The 18592-nt window shown below is 63.3% G+C and carries 13 protein-coding genes; 7 read left to right on the plus strand and 6 right to left on the minus strand.

Annotation, left to right across the window (positions count from 1 at the left end; genetic code table 11):
* Window positions 1–3723: a pyruvate:ferredoxin (flavodoxin) oxidoreductase gene (gene nifJ / locus KP004_RS19435; RefSeq protein WP_216800036.1), complete on the plus strand. Its 3723-nt coding sequence runs from the start codon at window positions 1–3 to the stop codon at window positions 3721–3723.
* A gap of 283 nt (window positions 3724–4006) precedes the next feature.
* Here nifJ and KP004_RS19440 read toward each other — a convergent pair whose 3' ends face one another.
* The 5 genes from KP004_RS19440 to KP004_RS19460 all read right to left on the minus strand — a co-directional run bounded on the left by KP004_RS19440 (window position 4007) and on the right by KP004_RS19460 (window position 11877).
* Entirely contained in the window at window positions 4007–5269 is a 1263-nt protein-coding gene (locus KP004_RS19440) for an MFS transporter (protein WP_216800037.1), read from the minus strand.
* A 104-nt stretch (window positions 5270–5373) separates the two neighbouring features.
* A complete protein-coding gene (locus KP004_RS19445) occupies window positions 5374–7170 on the minus strand; it encodes a flavocytochrome c (RefSeq protein ID WP_216800038.1) in 1797 nt (598 codons plus the stop codon).
* 43 nt (window positions 7171–7213) lie between these two features.
* Window positions 7214–8494 carry a porin gene (locus KP004_RS19450; RefSeq protein ID WP_216800039.1) on the minus strand — a complete coding sequence of 427 codons (1281 nt, stop codon included), beginning with the start codon at window positions 8492–8494 and terminating at the stop codon, window positions 7214–7216.
* Window positions 8495–8759: 265 nt separating this feature from the next.
* Window positions 8760–10166 carry a sigma-54-dependent transcriptional regulator gene (locus KP004_RS19455; protein ID WP_216800040.1) on the minus strand — a complete coding sequence of 469 codons (1407 nt, stop codon included), beginning with the start codon at window positions 10164–10166 and terminating at the stop codon, window positions 8760–8762.
* Window positions 10156–11877, minus strand: a complete 1722-nt coding sequence (locus tag KP004_RS19460; protein WP_216800041.1) for a transporter substrate-binding domain-containing protein — start codon at window positions 11875–11877, stop codon at window positions 10156–10158. The genes KP004_RS19455 and KP004_RS19460 overlap by 11 nt, the downstream gene beginning before the upstream one ends.
* A 340-nt stretch (window positions 11878–12217) precedes the next feature.
* On the opposite strand from KP004_RS19460, the gene KP004_RS19465 reads away from it, so the two are divergent.
* From KP004_RS19465 to KP004_RS19485, 5 genes are all read left to right on the plus strand, one after another.
* Window positions 12218–12472: a GSU3529 family protein gene (locus tag KP004_RS19465; protein WP_216800042.1), complete on the plus strand. Its 255-nt coding sequence runs from the start codon at window positions 12218–12220 to the stop codon at window positions 12470–12472.
* A 94-nt stretch (window positions 12473–12566) separates the two neighbouring features.
* The gene (locus KP004_RS19470) at window positions 12567–12833 is read left to right on the plus strand and encodes a hypothetical protein (protein ID WP_216800043.1); all 267 of its coding nucleotides are present in this window, start codon (window positions 12567–12569) and stop codon (window positions 12831–12833) included.
* Window positions 12834–13024: 191 nt separating this feature from the next.
* The gene (locus KP004_RS19475) at window positions 13025–14317 is read left to right on the plus strand and encodes a double-cubane-cluster-containing anaerobic reductase (RefSeq protein ID WP_216800044.1); all 1293 of its coding nucleotides are present in this window, start codon (window positions 13025–13027) and stop codon (window positions 14315–14317) included.
* A 3-nt stretch (window positions 14318–14320) separates the two neighbouring features.
* Window positions 14321–15064 (plus strand): acyl-CoA dehydratase activase, encoded by a 744-nt coding sequence (locus KP004_RS19480; protein WP_216800045.1) that lies wholly within the window; start codon window positions 14321–14323, stop codon window positions 15062–15064.
* A 63-nt stretch (window positions 15065–15127) separates the two neighbouring features.
* Window positions 15128–15568, plus strand: coding sequence for a rhodanese-like domain-containing protein (locus KP004_RS19485; RefSeq protein ID WP_216800046.1), 441 nt, complete (start codon window positions 15128–15130; stop codon window positions 15566–15568).
* 131 nt (window positions 15569–15699) lie between these two features.
* Here the strand turns inward: KP004_RS19485 and KP004_RS19490 are convergent, their stop codons facing one another.
* On the minus strand, window positions 15700–18111 hold the full coding sequence (locus KP004_RS19490; RefSeq protein ID WP_216800047.1) for an ATP-dependent DNA helicase: 2412 nt from the start codon (window positions 18109–18111) through the stop codon (window positions 15700–15702).
* Between the two features lie 149 nt (window positions 18112–18260).
* On the opposite strand from KP004_RS19490, the gene KP004_RS19495 reads away from it, so the two are divergent.
* On the plus strand, window positions 18261–18545 hold the full coding sequence (locus KP004_RS19495) for a cytochrome c7 (RefSeq protein ID WP_216800048.1): 285 nt from the start codon (window positions 18261–18263) through the stop codon (window positions 18543–18545).
* The last annotated feature ends 47 nt before the right edge of the window (window positions 18546–18592 follow it).

The following is an 18592-nucleotide window of genomic DNA, read 5'->3' on the forward strand; positions in this document are numbered from 1 at the left end:
ATGAGTGGAACCAGGAAAACGATGGACGGCAACACGGCAGCGGCGCACGTCGCCTACGCGCTCAGCGAAACGGCGGCCATATATCCGATCACCCCTTCCTCGACCATGGGGGAAGTGGCGGACGAGTGGGCGGCGGAAGGTCGCAAGAACATCTTCGGGCAGACCTTGAACATCAAGGAGCTGCAGTCCGAGGCGGGGGCGGCCGGGGCGGTCCACGGTTCGCTGGTGGCAGGGGCGCTCACCACCACCTTCACCGCTTCGCAGGGGCTGTTGCTGATGCTGCCCAACATGTACAAGATCGCCGGTGAACAGCTCCCGGGGGTGTTCCACGTTTCCGCGCGCGCCATCGCCACCCACGCCCTCTCCATCTTCGGCGACCACCAGGACGTCATGGCCGCCCGTCCCACCGGCTTCGCCATGCTCTGTTCCTCCTCGGTCCAGGAGGTAATGGATCTCGCCCTGGTGGCGCACCTGGCCGCTTTGGAGGGAAGCCTTCCCTTCCTGCACTTCTTCGACGGCTTCCGCACCTCCCACGAGGTGCAGAAGATCGAGGTGATCGATTACGAGGAGATGGCCCGGCTGGTGAACTACGAGAAGCTGGCAGCCTTCCGCAGCAAGGCCATGAACCCCGAGCACCCCGAACTGCGGGGCACGGCACAAAACCCCGACATCTACTTCCAGGGGCGCGAGCGCGCCAACCCCTTCTATCAAGCGCTGCCCCAGGTAGTGATCGAGACCATGGAACGGGTGGGGCAGCTCACGGGACGGCACTACCGTCTCTTCGATTACGTGGGGCACGCCGAGGCGGACCGGGTCATCATCAGCATGGGATCGTCCTGCGAAACCGTGGAAGAGGTGGTGCAATACCTGAACGGGAAAGGGGAGAAGGTGGGGCTGGTCAAGGTGCGGCTCTACCGTCCCTTCGCCTCGGAGCTCCTGCTCGCCGCGATCCCCGTCTCGGCGGCCAAGATCACGGTGCTCGACCGCACCAAGGAGCCCGGTTCCCTGGGCGAGCCGCTCTACCAGGACGTCTGCACCGCGTTCCTGGAGCGCGGCGGCGAGATCCCCGAGCTCTACGCGGGGCGCTACGGCCTGGGCTCGAAGGAGTTCCGCCCGGTACACGTGAAGAGCATCTTTGAGAACATGAACGGCCGCCCCGGCAAACGCCACTTCACCGTCGGCATCACCGACGACGTGAGCGACAGCTCGCTCCCGGTCGAGGGAACCCTCTCCACGACCCCGGAGGGGACTATCCAGTGCCGCTTCTGGGGGATGGGAGCCGACGGCACCGTCGGGGCCAACAAGGCTGCCATCAAGATCATCGGCGACAACACCGACCTCTACGTCCAGGCCTACTTTTCCTATGATTCCAAGAAGTCCGGGGGGATCACCGTCTCCCACCTGCGCTTCGGCGAAAGCCCGATCCAGTCCACGTATCTTGTCGACGCCGCCGATTTCATCTCCTGCCAGAAAGCCCCCTACGTGCAGATCTACGACCTGCTGGAGGGGATCAGGGAGGGGGGCACCTTCCTCTTGAATTCACCCTGGAGCAGCGTGGAGGCGATGGAGGCCAACCTCCCGGCCACCATGCGCCGTGCCATCGCGCAGAAGAAGGTCCGCCTCTACAACGTGGACGCCATCAGCATCGCCCAGGCGGCAGGGCTCGGGGGGCGCATCAACATGATCATGCAGACCGCCTTCTTCAAGCTCTCCGGCGTGCTTCCCTTCGAGCGGGCCGTGGAGCTCTTGAAGGACTCGATCCGCAAGGAATACGGCAGGAAAGGCGAGCAGGTGGTGGAGATGAACCTTGCCGCGGTCGACCTCGCCGTGGAAAGCCTGGTCGAAATCCACTACCCCGACTCCTGGCAGCAGGCCGACGACGAGCGCGGCACCGACTTCAGGCTGAAGCAGCCGATGCCCGACTACATGCGCGACATGGTGTTCCCGATCCTGCGCCAGAAGGGGGATGACCTCCCCGTTTCCTCCTTCACGCCCGACGGGGTCTTCCCCTTCTCCACCGCGCGCTACGAGAAAAGGGGCGTCGCCATCAACGTCCCCGAGTGGATCAAGGAAAACTGCATCCAGTGCAACCAGTGCGCCTATATCTGCCCGCACGCCACCATCCGCCCCTTCGTGGCCACCGACGGGGAGCTGGCGGGGGCGCCGGAGACCTACCAGACCATTCCGGTCAACGCGCGGGAACTCAAGGGAATGGGCTTTAGGATCCAGGTCTACCCCCTGGACTGCATGGGGTGCGGCAACTGCGCCGACATCTGCCCGGCCAAGGTCCCGGCGCTGGTCATGAAGCCGATCGACACCCAGGCCGCCGTGCAGGAGCAAAACCGGGCCTTCGCCGAGACGCTGTCCCCGAAAGGGCACCTGGTGAAGCGGACCACCGTGATCGGCAGCCAGTTCCAGCAGCCCCTTCTCGAGTTCTCCGGCGCCTGCTCCGGCTGCGGCGAGACCCCCTACGCCAGGATCATCACCCAGCTCTTCGGGGAGCGCATGATGATCGCCAACGCCACCGGCTGCAGCTCGATCTGGGGGGCCTCCGCCCCGGTCTCCCCCTACTGCGCCAACGCCGACGGGCACGGTCCCGCCTGGAACAACTCGCTCTTCGAGGACGCCGCCGAATTCGGCTTCGGCTACCATATGGCCGTTTCCCAGCGCAGGCACCTCCTGGCCGACCAGGTGCGCCGGGCCGTGCACAGCCTGCCGGAAGGGGAGCTGAGGGAAGAGCTGGAAGGGTGGCTGGCCGGTATGATGGACCCGGAACTCTCCCGGCGCCACGGCGACCGGCTGAAGGAGCTCCTCCCCAAAGCCGGGGACAACGAGCTCCTGCAGCAGATCGCCGCCGGTGCGGACCTCTTCACCAAGAAGTCGATCTGGATCTACGGCGGCGACGGCTGGGCCTACGACATCGGCTTCGGCGGCCTGGACCACGTCATCTCCACCGGCGAGGACGTGAACCTCCTGGTGATGGATACCGAGCTCTACTCCAATACCGGCGGGCAATGCTCCAAGGCGACCCAGTTGGGCGCCATCGCCCGCTTCGCCGCCTCCGGAAAGAGGACATCGAAGAAGGACCTCGGGCGCATGGCGATGACCTACGGCTACGTCTACGTCGCCTCCATCGCCATCGGCGCCGACAAGAACCAGACCCTGCGCGCCATCGCCGAAGCCGAGGCCTACCCCGGCCCGTCGCTCATCATCGCCTACTCCACCTGCATCAACCAGGGGCTCAGGAAAGGGATGGGGAAATCGATCGAGGAAAGCCAGCTCGCGGTGAGATCCGGGTACTGGCCGCTGTACCGCTACAACCCGCTTCTGAAGCAGGAAGGGAAGAACCCGTTCATCCTGGAATCCAAGAAGCCCGACGGCTCGCTCGCCGACTTCCTCTCCGGAGAGGTGCGTTTCCAGGCCCTGGAAAAGCAGAACCCCGAGGTGGCACGGCAACTGCGCGAGCAGATGGAGCAGGAGGCGCTGGAGCGGTTCCGCATGTTCCGGGACATGGCCGACTGGCAGCCGAGCAAGGGGGACGTACCCAAAGAAGGAGGAAGGGATCATCAACACGTCCCCGCGGCCGCAGGAGCCGCCGAGGAACCGACGCCGGTCTGTGTCAGCGCAACCAGCGACCCGCGCTACAGCCGCCCCGGCGAGCCCGAGGAGGAATGCGACGACGGCCGTGCCGGGATCGACAAGAACATCAATGAACCCGATTAGTGACAATCTTCCGCTGGTAAAAGTCCCCCTTTGCGAAGGGGGATTTAGGGGGATTTGCTTTTGGTTCGGGAGAAGCAAATCCCCCCCGCCCCCCTTCGCAAAGGGGGGAGTGGCAGGAGCGGAAAGGGACAGGCTCCGTAGGTGCCTGTCCCTCTAGCGGAACGCGCCATTCCGCCCAGCCACCTTACCCAGACTGGCACCTCCCCCCATCTTACCCATGCCTACGGGAGCGGCTTCGCGCGACAGAGCCTGTAATGGCTCCATCCGAAAGCCGCTCCCGCAGTTATTTCAGGTTAGTGGCCTGGTGCAGTGCCTCTGCTCCCGCACCACGCAGGGGGACAGGCACCTGGCCATGCAGGGGGACAGGCACCTGGCGGAGCCAGTCCCCTAGGGTAGAGGCGGCGAAAAGCGCGGCTGCCGCCAGGCCGATCCAGCCGGCCGCGTAAAAGACGGCGGTGAGCCCGAAACGGTTCTGCAGCCATCCCCCAAGCAGCGGTCCCACCAAGAATCCCAGGTTCAGCGCAGTGTTGAAGATCCCCACCGCCAGCCCCGTCCCGTGACGTTCCCCCTGTTCCAGCAAGAGTGCCGTGCTCGCCGGCTGGGAAAGCACGCTGCACAGCCCGATCCCTCCCCCGAGCATGAGCACCTGGTGAAATCCCTGGGCCACCGGAACCAGGAAATAGAGCAGCGACACCGAAACACCGCCCAAAAGCACCAGTGACTTGCGCGGCAGCCGGTCGGAAAGCCACCCCACCGGTCGCAGCAGGGATGTGATGACGAGGGTGCTGGAAGCGAGCACCATCCCCGTCTGGGTGCCGCTGAGCCCCAGCCGGGCGTTCAGAAGGATGGGGAGAAAAGCTGCCAGGAGCGAGATGCCGCATCCCCTGCCGAAGATGAAGGCCAAAAGCCCCCCCATGGTCCCGTGGCGCGCCGCTTCCAGCGCGGCAGGCAGCGCGAGGCTGCAGTGGCGCCGGTTGGCGAGGACTGGTGGTTCGGTTGGCGCCGGTATCCGCCGCAGCGCGAGGGTCAGCGCGAAAAGGCATAACAGTGCCAGGCAGGCGAAGATGCCGTAAAAGCCCCAGAGATCGTGCAGCATCCCGCCCAGAAGCGGACCGATGCCGATGGCGAGGTAGAAGGAGATGTCGAAGGTCCCGGCGGCGCGCGCCTCCCCTTTCGGGCCGCCCACCACGGCAACCAGGGAAAGCATGACCGGCCTGAACATGGCGCACGCCATCCCCTGAAAGAGACGCAGCAGCGCGATAAGGGCAAGCCGTGAACAAAAGAGATAGCCGAGGGAAACGAGAAAGTAGAGGGTAAGGCTGAGGGTGGCGGCACGGCGGGCGCCGATGCGATCGACGCAGGCCCCCATGACCGGGCTGAGAACGATCTTCGACACGGAGAACAGCAGCAGCGGAAGCCCCAGCAGGAGCCCGCGCCCCCCGAGGGAGAAAAGGTAGGTGGAAAAGAAGGCGTCGGCGATGCCGAACCCGAGGCTCGTTGCGAAGTTGATCAGAAACAGCGACTGGAACAGTTTTCCATTCTTCATGTCGGTTCCCTGCGTCCGGTCACGCTCCGCCCCGGCCGGCGCTTCGACTGAAGCGCCCTGCGTACCAGGTGACGCAGGGCGCTTTGGGTCTTACCGCGAAGTTGTTACTTCTCTTTCTTGATGAAACTCGCCGCGTTGCTGCCGGCGATCCTGCCGAAGACCACGGTGTCGGTGATGGCGTTGCCGCCGAGGCGGTTCCAGCCGTGCACGCCGCCGGTCACCTCGCCCGCCGCGTAGAAGCCGGTGATCGGTTTTCCGTCCTTGCCGATGACCTGCGCCTCGGTGTTGATCTTCACGCCGCCCATGGTGTGGTGGCGCCCAGGCTTCACCCAGATCGCGTAGTACTTCGGCCCGTCCACGGGGCGCGGGATGTCCTGGCGCTGGAATTCCGGATCCTTTTTCGCCTCGAACGCCTTGTTGTAGGCGGTCACGGTGGCGGTAAGCGTATCCGCCGGCACGCCCATCTTGGCGGCAAGGGCGGCGATGCTGTCCGCCTGCTGCACCAGCCCGAGGGCGATGTAGCCGTCTATCTGCACGTTGCTCTTGCGGGTACTCTCGCCCAGTACCAGGAAGGCCGATTTCTCAGGCTGCGCCAGGATGGCCGCCGATGCCTTGTCGCGGGTGGTCAGCTCGTTCACGAAGCGCTTGCCGGCATGGTTGACCAGGATGGCGCCGCTGCCGCGCACGGTTTCCGACACGAGCACCTTGGTGTCGCCCCCCATGGTCGGGTGGATCTGGATCTGTTCCATGTCGATGAGCTTCGCGCCTGCTTTTTCGGCGAGGAACATCCCTTCGCCGGTCGCGCCGGGCTGGTTGGAAGAGGCGGTTTCCTTGAACTGGGGCTTAAAGGAGCCGACCAGTTCGTTGTTGGCGGCGAAACCGCCGGCGGTGTCGATGACGGCCTTGGCGTTGATGGTGTAGACGCCGCTGTGCTTGCCCTTCACCTGCACGCCGGTGACGCGCCCCTTGCCGTCGGAGAGGATCTGCACCACCTCGGAGTTCACCCTGACGTCGATGTTGCGCTTGGCCGCGTTGTCACGATAGACCTTGATCAGGTGCGGCCCTACCGCGGCGCCGCCGACCGGACGATGGGTGCGGTCCACCGCGACGCCCCCCGAGCGCACCAGGTCGGTCATGTCGGCACCGAGCGACACCAGGAAGTCCACCGCATCGGCGGACTGGTAGGCCAGCACCTTGACCAGCTCGGGGTCGTTCTTGTCACGCCCCCCCTTCATGGTTTCCTTCACCATTTCAGCCGGGTCGTCGTGCATCCCCAGCCGCTCCTGGTAGCGGGTCCTGGCCGCGTTGATGCCGCCGGCCGCCAGCATGCTGTTGCCGCCCGTTATGGGCATCTTCTCGAGCAGGATCACCTTGGCTCCCGCGTCGTGGGCGGTGATGGAGGCAACGTAGCCCGAGCCGCCGGCACCGATCACGACCACGTCGGCGGACTCGACCCGGTTCGATTTCAACTCCTTCTTCCCGGATGCCGATTCCTGCACCCATTTCTTGTCGTTCGACTCCTGCTCGGTCCCCATGGCGGGGATTTTCATGGCGAAGCTGTGGCAGTAGTTGCAGTACGCCTTCGAGGCGACGTGCCCCTTGTGGCAGGCGGTGCAGTTGGCATCGCCAAGGTGCGATTTGTGCGGGTTGATATGTTCCTTGGTCTTGGTTGCCAGCTCCGCGAAGCCGCCATGGCACCCCTTGCAGTTCTTGTTCAGCGCCGTTTCGCTGTCGTCCACGGTGAGGGTTTTTCCGTGACAATCGGCGCAGGTCACCTGGTTTTTCTTGTGCACGCCCGACAGGAAGGCCGTCTTGGACGAGTCGCCCCCCCAGGCGAGGGATGCTGTCATCAGCAGAGCCGCCGAGAGCAGCAGTGCCGGTACCATACTTGTGCGTTTCATTTTATTTCTCCTGTGAATGGTCGTCATTGTCCTGACCGGGCCCTTAGAAGAGCAGCTGCACCTGGGCGCGCGCTACCAGGTCGTCCACCTGCCCCTTGTAGATGTGGCGATTGCCGACATCGCCCTGGATCTTCAGGTTGTTGCCGTAGAGGAAGTAGTTGACCGCCCCCTGGACCTCCGAGATGGAGTCGCTGCCGATCTGGCTGTTGGGATCCATCCAGGCGTAGCGCAGCGCGAGCTCCAGGCGCTGCGGGATCACGAAGTAGCCGGCCTGGAGGTAGCCGCCCTTGGCGATCAGCTCCTTGCCGGAGGTTTCACCCACCGCCTTGCCCCAGAAGTACTCGCCCTGCATGGAAGCGCCGCGCCATTTGGCGGCGAAGTCCGCTTCCCAGGAGTCGACGCTGATGTCCTCGGCGACCTTGGTCCCGAAGTATTTCCCTTTCACCGCGGTGCCGAGCCAGCCGTTGCTGTCGGTTACGAAGTTGGAACTGTTGTTGTCCACAGCCGAGGTCGCGGTGGCTCCCGTTCCGGTCACCGTCTTTTTCACCGTGTTCAGGTAATAGCTGCTGCCCAGCGACACCAGCGGCTTCTGGGTGTTTTCCAGGTCGCCCTCGCCGTACTTCATGTCGCCGAGCGGGTTGAAGGTCAGCCTGAAGTTGTAGGCGTTGTCACCGGTTTTGTTCTTGGTGTTCTGACCGGCGCCGCCGAAGATGCCCGCGTCGTACTTGACCAGCCCGGTCCAGAGGTCGCCGTGCAGGTTGATGCCGATGTCGTACCCCTGCATGAAGGCGTTCCTGACGAAGGAGCCGTCCACGAACTGCTGCGCGGTATTGGAGGTGATCCACTGCCTGGAGTACTGGATCTTCTCCTGCCCCAGCATGACCTGCAGTTCGTCGGCGACACGGTACTTCATGTTCACCTCTTCCATCGCCTTGGAGTTTTCCTTGACCACGTTGGACCAGTTGTAGGTGGCCTTGTAGGTGAGGTCCTTGGTGAAGGCGTAGCCGCTCAGGAGGGTCTTGACGCGCCGCAGGTTGAACTGGCTCACGTCCTGCTTGTTGGCAACCTCGTAGTTGTCCAGCTCGTACTGGGCCTGGATCTGCCCGCCCAACAGCAGCTGGAACTTCTGATCCGGAGAGGTAAAGACGAAGCCCTTGCCCAGCTTGTAGTCGAAAGGCTTGGCCTTTGACGCTTCCTTGTACTCCGCCTCCGTGATGACACCTTTCTCCTTGAGAATGTCCTCCAGGCTTTTTGCCTGGGCATCGTTGCCCGCCGCCAGTACTGCCAGTACACCTGCCATCGCCAACGTCGCCTGTTTCTTCATGATCCTCTCCTTCTAAGTGTGAGGGCGTTCGCCCTGTGACAGCCTTTGCACTCATTAGAGCAGGATCGGTACCAAGATGTTATTTTCGGTTCAAGTTATTGAAATGGTAACGAAATTCGGGCAAAGAGGAGGGCGTTGCGAGGGTGAACCGCTATAGCCCAGGGCTATCGGCCTTACCGCCTTCGGCGTGGAAAAGTGACTGGATTACCGGGAGTTACAACTGGTATTGCCGGAGTCTATGACTATAGACTCCGGCAATAGGGGTTCAGCGACGGGTGAGCTTGAGGCGTTTCCAGAGGGAGGGTTGCGAGATGCCGAGCAGCCGGGCGGCGAGGGTCTGGTTGCCGCCGGCCCGGCTCATCGCCTCTTCCAGCAGGTATTCGGCCGCGTTGGCAAAGGTCGGCAGCGGCTCGAAGGAGGCGAAGGGGTTCTGGTCCGGGACGCGCTCCGCCACGGTACCGCCGGAGGCGTTGATCGACTTCACGAAGCTCTCCATGGAAAGCATGCGCTCCTTGTGCGTGCTCACCGCGTCGAAGACCATCGCCTTGAACTCGCGGACGTTGCCGGGAAAACCGTAGGTCGACAGAAGCTGCACGAGACCCGGCGGCGGAGTCGGCTTCTTCTTGGACAGCGTCGCGGCTGCCTCCTCCAGGAACAGGTCCAGGAGGTAAGGGATGTCTCCCTTGCGCTCGCGCAGCGGCGGGACCTCGACGTGGTGGGCGCGCAGCCGGTAGAAGAGGTCGCGCCTGAAGGTGCCTTCGGCGACCTTCGCCTCCAGGTTCTGGTGGGTCGCCACCACGACGCGCGCCTTCAGCCGCTTGGGCTGGTCGCTCCCCAGCGGGAAATACTCACCCTCCTGAAGCAGCCGCAACAGTTTCACCTGGGACGCGATGCTCAGATCCCCGATCTCGTCGAGGAAGAGGGTGCCGTTGGCGGCCGCCTCGATCATGCCGCGGCGCACCGCTTCGGCTCCAGTAAATGCGCCGCGTAGATGCCCGAAGAGGGTGTCTGCGAAGACCGTGTCGTCGAGGCCGGCCACGTTGACCGCGACCATCTCTCCTTTGCAGCCGCTGAGCCGGTGAGTGGCCTGCGCCAGCAGTTCCTTGCCCGAGCCGCTCTCGCCAGTGATCAGCAGGGGGAGCGGGCTCTTCGCCACCGCCTCGATGTAGGCGAACATCGCCTGCATGGCGCGATCGGCGGTGCAGATGGCAGAGAAGGCCTCCGGGTGCTTGAGCTCGCAGGAGACGAAACGCTGGGTCATCTCCTTGTGTTCCCGCTGCAGCTCGAGGTGCTTGATGGCCCGCACCACGCCGCAGACGATGCGTTCCTCGTCGTCGGTCTTCACGTAGTAGTCGTGGGCGCCGAGCTTCATGCAGGTGACCACCTTCCCCACCTGGTTCAGGCCGCTGACCACTATCACCGCCACCGCGGGGTAACGCTCCCCGATCTGGGTAAGCAGCTCCTCCCCGGAAACGTGCGGCATGGTGAGGTCGAGCAGGACCAGCCCGAAATCCTGCTGCGCCATCAGCTCCAGGACCTGTCGGCTGTCGCTGCACGTCTCCACGTTGGTGATCCCGGCGCTGCTTTCCAGCGCCAGCGACAGCGAACGGAGCCAGGCCGGCTCGTCATCCACCAGCAGCACCCGGAAGGACGGGTAGAGGTCACTGTCCATTTTTACCCCCTGCCACGGCAGCCGGAAGAGAAAGGGTGACCGTGGTCCCCTCACCGGGGTTCGACTCGAAGCCGAGGTCGCCGCCGTGGTCCTTGATGATGTTTGCCGAAATGCTGAGCCCGAGGCCGGTCCCTCCGCTCTCGCGCTTGGTGGTGAAGAACGGGTCGGTCAGGTGCTGCAGGTGTTCGGGTGCGATCCCGGTCCCCTGGTCCCGAACCTTTAGCACCACCCTCCCCGCCCCCGCGTCGTAGCTGGTGACGACCTCGATGCCGCGGCTCGGGTCCGGCAGCGCCTGCCCGGCGTTCATGATCAGGTTCACCACCACCTGCTCCAGCCGTTGCACGTTGCCGTAGACCGGCGGCAAGCCGGCGCCGTACCTCGCGCTGAAATTAGTGGTGAATTTCCGGGTCGCCACATCCACCAGCCGCACCGCGGTCTGCACCACGTCGTTGAAGTCCAGCGGTTCCTTGCGCGCCTCGTCGTCCTTACGGGCGAAGTTCTTCAGGTCGTCCACGGTCTTCTTGATGCGGTGCGCGCCGTCTTGTATCTCGTCCAGGATGAGCGGCACCTCCTGCCGTACCCGTTGGTACCTGATCCCCCCCAGGGAAAAGTCCCCCTCTTCCTCCTGGTAGCGGTCCAGGATGCGCTCCGCATCCCGGAATATCTTCTTAAGGGTCGGCATGTTCATCAGGATGATGCCCGTCGGGTTGTTGATCTCGTGGGCAACCCCGGACACCAGGATCCCGAGCGCCGCCATTTTGTCCGCCTGCACCAGTTGCTGCTGGTTTCTCTGCAACTCGGCCAGGGCGTTGGATAGGGACTCCGTACGCTGCGCCACCTGCCGGCGCAGGGAGTACGACCAGAGCACCGTCGCCGCCAGGATCAGGGAGAGGGGGATCACCACCAGCGCCGCGTACTTGGCGATGAGGAGCCACGAGGTCTTCTGCGGCTCCAGGACGCCGATCCACCGGTTGTAGATCTCGTCGAACTGGCCGGTCTTCTTCAGGATGCTCAACCCTTCGTTGAACTGGGCCAGCAGTTCCGCGTTCCCCTTCCTGACCGCGTAGCAGTAGTAGCGCTGGGGCGCCACATTGCTCGCCACCGGCACGATGTTCTCCAGTTTGTCCTCGCGGATGATGTGCATGCCCGGCAGCAGCGCGAGCACCGCGTAGTCGCAGTTCCCCCGGGCGAGCTGTTCCAGGGTGTCGCGCGGACTGTCGGTGAGCACCAGGTCGCGCTCCCACCCCTTCTCCTTGAGGTAGTTGTGCATCCCTCCGCCGCGGTGCACCAGCACCTTCTTCCCCTTGAGCTCATCGAGCCCCTGGACTTTGGGCGTCCCTTTCCTGGCGAAGATGGCCTGCACGATGATGGAGTGCGGAGTGGAAAAGTCGTAGTGTCCGGCCCGGCTCTCCGAGAACGAGAGCCCCTCCAGCACGTCCACCTCGCCGGTGTCGAGCTGCTTCAGAATGGTCCCGAAGTCTCCCAGCCGGATCTCGACCTGCATCCCCATGACGCCGGCGATGGCCTTGGTGAGGTCGACGATATAGCCCGCGGGCTGTCCGTACTTGTCCAGGAACTGGTAGGGAGGATAGTTGCTGTTGCCCCCGACGACGATGATTCGGGAAGCAGAGGCGGGAGCGGGCGACTGCGCCGCAAAGCCCGAGGCAGGCAAGACGAGGGCCAGCAGTAAAAGGATGATTCTGGTCAGCATGGCAAGCAGGGCTCCTACGCATAACCGCAACGTGCATGGCCAAGGAGAAAGGACGCTGACAGCGGGAACTTCGCGGCACTTATACCACCGCTGCGCGGCCGGGGTCAAAGCATATTTTGGTGGGGTTGCCCCTCGCCTGCCCTGTCGCCCCCGCCAAGATTCACACACAAACGATGCGGGAAAATGATGGTTATCATATAAATTACATTGACATATCGTTTCTTGAATGTTAACTGTACTCCCTGCATGAGATGGGGGACGTCGCTGAAGGTCAACCGCGGCGCCGCTGCCACGACCTTGAGATGCTTCTCCGCTGCGGGCATGGAAAAAGGAGCAGTGCATGGATCTGTCGGCGCAACTGGCCGAAACGGCAAGGCGGCAGCACGATGACGCGGGACTCCCGGCATGGCTGGTCGAGGATATCCTGGCCCTTTGCGCAGCTCCCGGCGTCTGTGACGTCGATGAAGAGCTGATCCGCCGTCTCCTGCGGCAGGTGGAGGAGTTCGACAGCTACGCCGGAGTCGGCTGCTTCGGCGATAGTGCCAGCGCCGCCGACATCGAGGCAACCCTTACCGAACTTCGGAAACGCCACTGAGCCTTCCGGTGCCGCTGTCCATCGTGCCGCGCGGCGCCACATGCAGGTGCAACATATTTCCGGTTAACAATGAACCAATTGCCAGAGGTGCATCATGGCGTGCGAACTCGTCGACTGCTGCCAGTTCTTCAAAGACAACATGAAGGATCTTCCCAAGGCGGCTCAATATATTCAGAGCAAACTCTGCTTCGGTGACTACCAAAGCTGCAACCGGTACCAGATCTACCGGCAGACCGGAGAGCATATGCCCTTCGACCTCTGCCCGGGAGACCAGGAAGCGATCCGGAAGGTGAAGCAGTGCCTTCAGAAGAAGCGTTGCCAGGACGAGCCGCCTGACTGCCCGGACCGCGAGATCAAATAGCCTCCCACACCTACCCCAGCTTTCCTGTAAGCCTCCGTTCGCGGAGGCTTTTCTTTTTCCACCAGGCCTCGCCCAACCCATCGCTGAAACCAATACGATCGAGAGTTTTTATCGAAACTATCGGTTTGACTTATTTCCTTCCTGCACATATATACATTTTACAATTTTTAATTTCCATCGGGAGGGGATGCATGAGCGACCAGTTTGAAGTGAAATCCGATCCGGCACTTTGGGAGAAGCTGGGCATGGACGTGGCCCGTTTCTCGGGAATGCCCCCCATGCTGACCAACGCCTACCGCGGCATCTTCCTGTCGCAGCAGGGGCGCCCCGAAAAAATGGCCTACTTCGACGACATGGTCGCCAACATCCACACCGGCCGCATCCAGGAGATCTACGACGCCAAGGTGGGCGGAAAGCCGGTCATCGGCACCTTCTGCGTCTACGTCCCCGAGGAGCTGGTGGTCGCCGCCGGAGGGATCTGTATCGGCCTGTGCGGCGGGGCCCAGGGCTCCATCGCGGACGCCGAGAAGATCCTGCCGCGCAACATCTGCCCGATGGTGAAATCCGCCTTCGGCTTCAAGGTCGGCAAGATCTGTCCCTACTTCCAGGTGGTCGACCTGGTCTACGGCGAAACCACCTGCGATGCGAAGAAAAAGACATGGGAGCTCCTGGACCGTTACGTGCCGACCCACGTCATGGAGATCCCGCAGATGAAGCGGGAGCGCGACAAGTGGCTCTGGCTGGACGAGGTCAAGGATTTCAAGGCTGCCGTGGAGCGGATCACCGACACCATTACCGATTTCGATGCGGTGGCCGCCGGGATCAAGACGGTCAACGCCAAGCGTTTCGCACTGCAGCGCCTGAACTCCCTGCGCCACCACAACCCGTCGCCCATCAGCGGCAAGGACATGCTGCTCATCGAGCAGATCGCCTTCTACGACGAGCCGGTCCGTTTCGCGCAGAAGGTGCACGAGCTGTGCGACGAACTGGAGCAGCGCATCGGCAGCGGCATCGCCGTGGCACCGAAGTCCACCCCGCGCATCATGGTCTCGGGCACCCCGATGGCGCTTCCCAACTGGAAGCTGCACCACATCATCGAGTCCGCAGGCGCCATCGTCGTGAACGAGGAGAGCTGCATCGGCACCCGCTATTACAAGGACCTGATCGACGAGGGTTCCACCGACCTGGAGCAGCAGCTGGAGCGGCTTACCGAGCGGTACATGAAGATCGACTGCTCCTGCTTCACCCCCAACGACGACCGTATCGCACAGGTGCTCAAGGAATACGAGGAGTCCGGCGCGGAGGGGATCATCGATTACTGCCTGCAGTTTTGCCACACCTACAACATCGAGGCGGTGAAGCTCCGGGAAGCGTGCGAGGCGCGCGACATCCCGTTCATGTCCATCGAAACCGACTATTCCCCCGACGATGTCGGGCAACTGCAGACGCGCGTCGAGGCGTTCCTGGAGCAGATCAAGGGGTAGGCCATGCAAATGGGGATCGATCTCGGCTCGCGCACCATCAAGACCGTCACCCTTAAGGGGGGTAGCATGCTGGAGCGCCGCGTCGTGGAAAGCGGCTTCGAGCCGCACCGCCAGGCCCTGCAGATGCTGGGCGAACACCCGCAGGCGCGCGTGGTGGCGACCGGCTACGGCAGACACCTGATGCAGCAGCACGCCGAACTCGACATCATCACCGAGATCAAGGCGCATGCCCTGGGTGCGCGCCACCTCTTCCCGCATTGCCGGGCCGTTCTCGACGTGGGCGGGCAGGACAGCAAGGTGATCCTGTTGAGCGACAACGGGCGCATCGTCAACTTCCAGATGAACGACAAGTGCGCCGCAGGTACCGGGCGCTTTCTGGAGATGATGGCGGTCTCCCTCGGTTACGGCCTGAAAGATTTCGGTATCGCCGCGGCACAGGCCGACGCCGGCACCCCCATCAACAGCATGTGCGCCGTCTTCGCGGAGTCCGAGGTGGTTTCCCTGAAGAACAGGGGCGTTCCTCCTGCGGAAATCGCCCGCGCGGTGCATCTCGCCGTCGCCTCACGTCTGGCGGCCATGGTTTCCAAGACCGGCGAGTGCCGCCATCTCGTTTTTACCGGAGGCGTCGCCAACAACAAGACGCTCGTGGCAATGCTGGAGAAGGCGCTGGGAGTGCCGGTGCTGGTTCCGGAAGACCCTTCCATAACAGGAGCACTCGGTGCGGCCCTGCACGCCGGCTGCTCCTGATACGCCTAAAGATAGATGTACGGGCAGCAATGGCCCGACAGAAAAAGGATAGGAGAGAAGAAGATGAAAAGAGTAGTTTCCCTGACCCTGGCAGTACTGTTCACCCTGATCGCGACGGCGGCCTTCGCAGGCAACCTTTTCGGCGGCAACTACCGCTACGTCGCGCCTGCCGACTTCAAGAAGTGGCTGGAGACCGGCAAGAAGGTGCAGATCGTCGACATCCAGGTACCTGTGGAGTTCCAGCAGCACCACTTCAAGGGAGCGGTGCAGACCAACGCCTTTCCGGTGAAGTCCGCCGAGGACAAGCAGAAGCTCGACCGGGTGCTGCCGCAGTTGACCGCTTCCCGCGAGGAGATCGTCATCATCTGCCCCCGTGGCGGCGGCGGCGCCAAGAACACCTACGACTACCTGAAGGGAAAAGGGATCGTCGAAGCGCGCCTGTTGATCCTCGAGGACGGCATGCAGGGGTGGCCCTACCGTGAACTGGTGGCGCAGGGGAAATAAAAACCTGCAGAAGGGACTGGCTCCGTCAGGTGCCAGTCCCTCTGGCGGAACGCTCTGTTCAGCTCAGCCAAACCAACAGCCAACTAAGGGGACAGGCACCTGGCGGAGCCAGTCCCCCCCGTCCTTCCTTTTCATCGTTCAACATCCTGCGGCTGCGCCCAAAACTCACCGATATCCTTCAGAATCGCTCCCGACACCAGTTCCTCCGCACGCGTCTCGAACCAGTCCGCCGGCATCGCGCTACTGTACCCCTCCTCCAGGAAGCGGTCATCCATGAGCACGATCACGCCGCGGTCCGTTTCGGAGCGGATCACCCTTCCCGCCGACTGGATCGCCTTGGACATGGCGGGGATGGTGTAGGCGTACTCGAACCCCTTGCCGTAATGGCGCTGGTAATAGGCGCGCATCTCCTCGCGCTCCAGGTCGTAGTTCGGGAGCGGCGGCCCCACCACGAACGCGCCGATCACCATGTCGCCGGCGTAATCCACCCCTTCCGACAGCGATCCACCCTGCACCGCGAAGACCACCGTGGGCACCTGCCCCGAGCGGAGCTGCTCCAGGAACTCGGCCGTCCTGGCCCCTTTCATGTTGCGTTCCTGCCGGAGCACCTCGAACCCTTCCGGTGCCCGGAACAGCTCGGCCACCCGATCCAAAAACGTGAAACTGGGGAAGAAGGCGAGATAGTTGCCGCGCCTGAGGGCGACGATCCGGGCCAGGGCGTCGGCGATGCGGGCGTAGTTGCGTTCGCGCTGCGAGTAGCGCGTGGAGACCTGCGGGATGATCAGGAGCTTGCGGCGCTCCGGCGGGAACGGGCTTTGGAACTCCGACCAGCGCACCTGGTCCGGGTCGAGGCCGGAAAGCTTCGCGTAGTACTCCATCGGCTTCAGCGTCGCGGAAAATCCGACCACCTGCTGGTACTCGGCATAACGCTCCCGGATCAGCTCGGAGGCGTCGCAACAGGTCACCTTGATGCTGCCACCGCCGCCCTGCGGCTGGTAGGAGGTGAAGAACTCCTGGCGCTCGGAACGCACGGCGAACTCCAGGGTCTCGGTGAATTCTGACCAGTAGTAGCAAAGGCGCAGGATAGGGTCCTCCTGCCTTATCTCCACGTCCGCCTCCAGGTAGCGGGACAAGAGTCCGCGCAACCTGCCGTCAAGCTCCAGGAACGGGGCGAGCGGCGGCTCGATCCGGGACGCCTTCCCCCCCTCCCCCCGGCGGCAGGCAAGAACCGCCGCGACGCATTCCTCCAGGAGCTCGGCCGTCTCGCGCCGAAACGCCAGCGGCACCCCGCCCAGGTCCTCGCGCATCCCCTCCAGGACCGTGCTGGAGAGTCTCGGGGAGTAATACTCCATGGCCCGGGACGGGAGGTTGTGCGCCTCGTCGATCACCAGGTTCGGCTTGCCCACCTGGTCCACCGGGAGACCGGCGGCCCGCCCCAGCGCCGATCGGGGCGCGAAGACGTAGTTGTAATCGCAGATGACCACGTCGGCCAGCTTGGCGCTGTCGATCTGCAGCTCGAAGGGGCAGACCTGGTACTCTTCGCCCAGCTGCCGGAAGGTGCGGCTTTTGAGGCTCCTCTTCTTCTCCAGCAGCTCCACCAGGCCGTGGCGCGCCACCTTGGCGTAGTAGTCGCGGGCGTACTCGCAGTACTCCGGGGTGCAGATGGGCTCCTCCTGGAAACAGATCTTGCCCTTAGCGGTGATGGTCAAGGAGCGCAGCTTCGAACCCGCCTCGCGGAACCGGTGCACTGCATCCTCGGCGACTTCATGCTGGCTGTTCTTGGGAGTGACGTAGCAGACCGCCTGGCCCCGCCCGAGCGCCTCCCCGAGCACCGGGTGCAGGACTCCCACCGTTTTGCCGAGCCCGGTCGGTGCCTGGATCAGCATGCGCCGCCCCAGCGCCATCCCCAGTTCGATCTCCTTTATCAGCTCCACCTGCCCCGGGCGCGGCTGTTCGAAGGGAAAGGGGAACGAAGCTGCCGTTTTCCGCCTGCGCTGCGCCCTCTTGGCAGCTGCAGTTGCCTCACGAACCAGTTCGTCCAGCCGGGCGTCCAGCCACACCCCGTATTCCTCGAGGTCGAGCCCGATCTCCAGGTCCGCCGAGTGGCCGTTACGCGACGAAACCAGGTGGAAGGTGAGCCTGGGCACCACGCCGTGCTCCAGCCAGTGGAAATAACCGTACGTCAAAAGCTGCAGGCAGTACGGTTCCTTGAGCGACCCGCCGGTGAGGCGCCGCTTCAGATCCCAGAGGTTGAAGCAGCTCTTGATCTCCTCGATGGAGGTAACTTCACGTCCCGAGACGCCGTCCATGCGACCGCTCACCTGGAATCGGAAGCCGCCGCGCTCCAAAAGCCGCACCACCGGCACCTCGGCCTGGTAGGTCGGGTCGTCCTGCGCCCGTTTCCTCTGCACCCGCTGGTGGATCTCCTGCCCGTCGCTCGTGGAGCGGTCGTAGCCCGAACGGGGCTCGATGCTCCCGGTGCGCGGCACGGGCAGGGCGAAGTAGCCGACCGGGATGTTGATGATGTCGCTTGCTGGTTTCATGCGCTCAGTTAGCCCCTTGATTCTACGCCAATTTCTAATGATACTCGCTCTTTTGTCAAGCTAAGAATCCGTGGGACGTTGCAATAACTGGCGGAGCGGGTATCCTCTTCAGCGTATTCTCTAATTACATGCCCAAAGGAGACGAAAACATGAGAAGAGCCATTGCAGCCGCCGTTCTTTCCCTTTTCTGCGCCGGGTTTGCCTTTGCCGCTGACGAGACCGTGGTCGTACTCCCGGCGAAGAACGGCAATGTGACCTTCCCGCACAAGCAACACAAGGACATGCCGGAGATGAAGTGCACCAACTGTCACGAAACCGACAAGGGAGGGAAGATCGCGGCCCTCGGCAAGGACTGGGCGCACACGACCTGCAAGGGGTGCCACACCGACAAGGGCAAAGGGCCCACCAAGTGCAACGAATGTCATAAGAAGTAACCCCTTTTCCGCCCGAACCACCCCGGCGGGGGCCTCGGCCTCCGCCG

Source organism: Geomonas oryzisoli (genome assembly GCF_018986915.1).
GTDB lineage: Bacteria > Desulfobacterota > Desulfuromonadia > Geobacterales > Geobacteraceae > Geomonas > Geomonas oryzisoli.